The 5,337-nt window shown below is 29.3% G+C and carries 4 protein-coding genes; 3 read left to right on the top strand and 1 reads right to left on the bottom strand.

Features of this window, described 5'->3' with window-relative positions; genetic code table 11:
• The 3 genes from speC to AB0C84_RS45215 form a co-directional block, all read left to right on the top strand.
• Window positions 1–1,712: ornithine decarboxylase (gene speC / locus AB0C84_RS45205; RefSeq protein ID WP_361078913.1), on the top strand; the 1,712-nt coding region annotated here is incomplete at its 5' end.
• A 23-nt stretch (window positions 1,713–1,735) separates the two neighbouring features.
• Window positions 1,736–3,064 carry a putrescine-ornithine antiporter gene (gene potE / locus AB0C84_RS45210; protein ID WP_162163812.1) on the top strand — a complete coding sequence of 443 codons (1,329 nt, stop codon included), beginning with the start codon at window positions 1,736–1,738 and terminating at the stop codon, window positions 3,062–3,064.
• A gap of 160 nt (window positions 3,065–3,224) precedes the next feature.
• On the top strand, window positions 3,225–4,145 hold the full coding sequence (locus AB0C84_RS45215; protein WP_162163813.1) for a cation transporter: 921 nt from the start codon (window positions 3,225–3,227) through the stop codon (window positions 4,143–4,145).
• Between the two features lie 118 nt (window positions 4,146–4,263).
• Here the strand turns inward: AB0C84_RS45215 and AB0C84_RS45220 are convergent, their stop codons facing one another.
• On the bottom strand, window positions 4,264–5,133 hold the full coding sequence (locus AB0C84_RS45220) for a RepB family plasmid replication initiator protein (RefSeq protein ID WP_162159580.1): 870 nt from the start codon (window positions 5,131–5,133) through the stop codon (window positions 4,264–4,266).
• Window positions 5,134–5,337: the final 204 nt, after the last annotated feature.

The raw sequence follows: 5,337 nt of genomic DNA on the forward strand, positions 1-5,337 counted from the left end.
GGCCGCAGCCGGACGATCGTGGAGATGTACGCGATCAGGGAGACGGGGTCGAACAGCAGCGTGCCGGTGTCGTCGGACTGCAGGAAGCACAAAAACATGCTGCTAAAGTTTACAATGCAGATAAAACTTATTTTGTTATGAATGGTTCTACGACATCTAATAATATTGCTATAACTTCTGCAATAATGCCAGATGATTTAGTATTATTTGATAGAAACAACCATAAATCAGCTTATAATTCAGCTCTTGTTAAAGATGGTGGCCGACCTGTTTATATGCAAACTTCAAGAGACTCTTATGGTTTTATAGGTGGTATTTATGAGAAAGATTTTGATGAACAATATTTAAGAGAACAAGCTGCTAAAGTAGATCCAGAGAGAGCTAAGTGGGATAGACCATTTAGATTAGCAATCATTCAATTAGGCACTTACGATGGAACAATTTACAACGCTAAACAAGTAGTAGAAAAAATTGGGCATTTATGTGACTATATATTATTTGATTCAGCGTGGGTTGGTTATGAACAATTTATTCCATTAATGAAAAAATCTTCTCCACTATTATTAGACCTGGACGAAAATGATCCTGGTATCTTAGTAGTACAATCAACACATAAACAACAAGCTGGATTTTCTCAGGCTTCTCAAATTCATAAAAAAGACAAACATATCAAAGGACAAAAACGTTATATCAATCATAAAAGATTTAATAATGCATATATGCAATATGCTTCAACATCACCATTCTATCCATTATTTGCTTCTTTAGATATAAATGCCAAAATGCAAGAGGGAGAATTAGGTGAAAAGCTTTGGAATGACTGTTTAACTGTTTCTACTAATGCTAGAAAAAAAATTATAGAGAAATGTAAATATATTAGACCATTTATTCCAGAAACAGTTCAAGGTAAAAATTGGGAAGAAGCTAGTACAGATGAAATTATAAGCAATTTAGAGTACTGGAAATTTAATCCAGATGAAAAATGGCATGGATTTAACGGCTATGGTAAGGACCAATATTATATTGATCCTAATAAATTCCTATTAACAACTCCTGGAATAGATTCTAAAGATGATTCTTATATGAATTTTGGAATACCAGCTGTTATTTTAGCTAACTATTTACGTGAAAATGGTATAGTACCAGAAAAAAATGATTTAAATTCTATTCTATTTTTAATGACACCCGCAGAAGACGATGCAAAAATGAATAACTTAATATCTAAATTGATTCAATTTGAAAAATACATTGATCAAGATGCGCCTTTAGAAGTGGTTTTACCTAGACTATATAATAGTAACTATGAAAGATATAAAAATTATACAATTCGTGAATTGTGTCAGGAATTACATGATTTCTATAAAGAGCATAATACTAAAGAATTCCAAAAAAGAATGTTCTTAAAAGATTATTTCCCTGAGTATAGAATGAAACCTTATGACGCAAATATTGAATTATTAAGAAATAATGCTAAATTAGTCGAATTAGATGACATTGTAGGTGAAATAGCTCTTGAAGGAGCTTTACCTTATCCGCCAGGTATATTCTGTGTAGTTCCAGGAGAAAAATGGAGCGAAACAGCAAAAACATATTTCAAAATACTAGAAGATGGCATAAATGAATTTCCAGGATTTGCTCCAGAAATTCAAGGTGTTTACTTTGAAAATGTTGATAATCGAATCAAAGCATTTGGTTATGTTTTAGATAAATAACTAAATAAGGAAGGTAGATCTTTATGTCTGAAAAGAAAAAAATGAGCGTTACTCAATTAACGATTGTTACAGCTGTTAATATGATGGGCTCAGGAATTATCATGCTACCTACTAATCTGGCACAAGTGGGTACAATGTCAATACTTTCTTGGATTATAACAACAATTGGAGCTACAATGTTAGCTTTTATATTCGCTAGAGCTGGCTTATATAGTTCAAAAGGTGGTGGAATGGGAGGATATGCAGAATACTCATTTGGCAAAGCTGGAGCCTTCCTTACTAATTACACTTATGGACTCTCTCTAGTTATAGCTAATGCGGCTATTGCTATATCTTCAGTAGGTTATATTGCTGTTTTATTTAATGTTCATTTATCACCATTGGCAACAGCAATGTGGACTATAGTAGTTTTATGGGTTGCAACAATATTGAACTTTGGAGGAGCAAATATTACAGGAAGAATTAGTACGTTTACAGTTTGGGGCGTTATTTTACCTGTAATTTTCATCAGTATTGTTGGTTGGTTTTACTTTAGTGGAAGTAGCTTTGCAACATCTTGGAACCCTCACAATTATAGCTTTATAGAAGGAATGGGTAAATCTATTTCTATAACACTATGGGCTTTTTTAGGTCTTGAATCTGCTGCAGCTAATAGTGATGCTGTAGAAAATCCTAAGAAAAATGTTCCTATTGCTGTAATGGGTGGTACTATAGGTGCAGCAATAATGTATATTTTATCTACAAATGTAATTTTAGGTATTTCTCCTATTAAAGATTTAGCTAAATCTAGTGCACCATTTGGTTTAGCATTTAGTCATATGTTTAACCCTACGATTGGTAATATTGTTATAGCTTTAATGATAATATCTTGCTTTGGATCTTTGATTGGTTGGCAATTTACCATTGCAGAAGTATTTAGAAGCTCAGCAGTTGAAAAATATTTCCCTAAAATCTTTGCTAAAACTATCGGCAATGGTACACCAATAATTGGAATGGTAATTATTACTGTATTACAAACGTTAATTTCATTAATGACAATTAGTCCATCTTTATCTAAACAGTTTACAATATTAGTCAATTTAGCGGTGGTAACTAATGCAGTACCTTATGTGTTAACAATGGCAAGTATTAAAACCATGCAAAAAGAAACATCAACAAGTATTTCTAATAAGACTATGAAGTGGACTAATATTATAGCAATTATAGCTGGTATATATACTTTATATGCTATTTACTCTTCTGGAGGAATAGCTGTTTACTATGGTGCTATTGTAACATTTGCTGGATGGACTCTTTATGGATTTATTTCTTATAGATTCGATACAGAAAAATCTAAAAATGTTAATGAATAGAAACGATTTATGATTTAAATTTCAAAAAACAGTCTAAGAAGTAAGAGTTGCTTCTTAGACTGTTTTTTGAAATGGATATAATATATACATTATTAATTTTGAATAAATATTTAGATAGGCGTAAAATGAAAATGTTAATAAAAATAAAGGATAAGATAAAATGAAAATGCACAACAACGAAATAAGCCGAATTCTTTTTATATCAACTTTAGGAGCATTCATTTTTTCAGTAACTGGAATATTTCTGGGTATTATTTCAAATAGTGATATGGTATTACTTGATGGTTTATATGCTGTCTTAAGCTTACTAATATCAGCTTTATCACTTTTCACTTCTATTACTATAAAAAAACCTAATCGTGAGTCTTTCCCATTTGGAAAATACATTTTTCAGCCCCTTACTATTGTTTTCAACTCTTCAATTCTTCTTCTTCTTTGCATATTATCATTAATTTCATCAATTTATGCGATTATGCAAGGCGGTAGAAATATTAATGCCAATATAGGATTATTCTACGGCATTTTTTCTTTTGTAGGATGTGGTGTAATCTGTTTCCTTCTATCTAGAAATAGAAAAAAATCTGATTTAATATATGCAGAAATGCTTCAATGGTTGTTAGATACTTTTGTAAGTTTTGGATTAGTGTTAGGTTTTATTTTAATGTTTATACTAAAATATACTAAATTTGATTGGCTAATTCCTTACATAGATCCTTTTTTAGTTTTAATCGCTGGTATTATTTTAATAGTTATGCCTATAAGACTTCTATATAAAAATGGTAAAGAAATTATATCAATGTCTGCTTCAGAAGAAGTACAATATGATATTTATAATATAGTAAAGAAAAAAAATATTGAATATAATATTAGAGACGAAGATATTAGAATATCTAAAATGGGGCAAGTTATTTATATTGATTTACAAAACATAGTTGATAGAAATTCCTATATTCAAACTATTGAACAAGCAGATGTATACAGAAATGAAATAATAGAAGAAATTAACCAAAATTTCATAAATTTTGATAAATGGTTAAATATTTCATTCACTGAAAAATATTACTCAAGACAAATAAACTAAATATTTCTCTAATTCTCATAAAGTGTTAATATTATTAATGTGTTCTATACTAATTATGGTTATAGTCCTTCATTCATTTGGAGGACTAATTTATATTTAAATTAGTAAACTGTCATTCTTACTTATTCTCCCATTTTTCTTTTAATTGACGTTGAAATGCTTCTCTATCTTGTCTTAATTTAGTGTCTTCATTATATATTTTGTGTGATTGTGTATATTCTTTTTTCTCTAACCATTTAGGTGTTTTTTCTCGACTACTATAGCGCTTAGACATAATTTTATCTTGTCTTTCAGGTTTTCGTTTACTATGTATACACTTCTCAGCGTCAAAGATAAACTCTAACCATTCAATTTTACGTCCCTTTTTAGCCTTGATTTTATTAATGTGAAGATTGTTAAAAATAGTGTTTAACTCTGTAACAATAGGCTTCAAAACATTTTTATTAATATCTGTCATTCTATAAGATTTAGGGATATCTAGGCGTTCTCTAAAATCATCAATTTTAATTTTCATATAACCAGTGTGTTTATATTGTTTAAGTATTCTAAACATGTTTTTTGAATATGTAGATTTCAAATTTGTCATTTCTTTTAATTCAAATTTAGTAAAGTTGCTAGTAATTGAATTAAGTATATGCTTTAAATTAGGAGAAGTTGAAATTTCTAAGTATTGATCTTTTTTATGAATTCTATAATGATTAAATAAAATAAATCTTTCTATAACCTCATCATCTTCGTATCTAATTGTTAGTTCCAACATTTTCTTATATACATCATCCAAGTCTTTAACGAATCTATTAATATTACGTGTTTTCGGACTATAGTTACTCAATTCTTTCAATTCATCAAAAGATAAATGAAGTGTGTTAGTTTCTTTTTCCTTAAGTTTATTACACATGGCAAAAAATAAATTAATTTCAGTACTGGTGAATTTTCTTAAAGGAACTAAATTCAAATCGTTTTTGTATACTACTGTTTCTCTCGTCATTATATAGATACCTCAACATAATTATTTCAATAAGGAGCATGTTTTTTTATGATACTCCTTATTGAATTGATATTTTCACGTTAAAACACTTTGATAACAATGTCAATTAACAAAAGAAGGTTTATAATAAAAACTACTCCTTTTATGTGGCAAAACTACTCCTTTTATGTGGCAAAACTACTCCTTTTATGTGGCAAAACTACT

Origin of the sequence: Actinomadura sp. NPDC048955, from assembly GCF_040649435.1 — a bacterium.
In the GTDB taxonomy this organism is placed as follows: Bacteria; Actinomycetota; Actinomycetes; order Streptosporangiales; family Streptosporangiaceae; genus Spirillospora; species Spirillospora luteofluorescens.

Coding starts and splice junctions, on each gene's coding strand:
- AB0C84_RS45215 (WP_162163813.1), top strand. CDS start 3,225: ATGAAAATGCACAACAACGAAATAAGCCGAATTCTTTTTATATCAACT.
- AB0C84_RS45220 (WP_162159580.1), bottom strand. CDS start 5,133: ATGACGAGAGAAACAGTAGTATACAAAAACGATTTGAATTTAGTTCCT.
- potE (WP_162163812.1), top strand. CDS start 1,736: ATGTCTGAAAAGAAAAAAATGAGCGTTACTCAATTAACGATTGTTACA.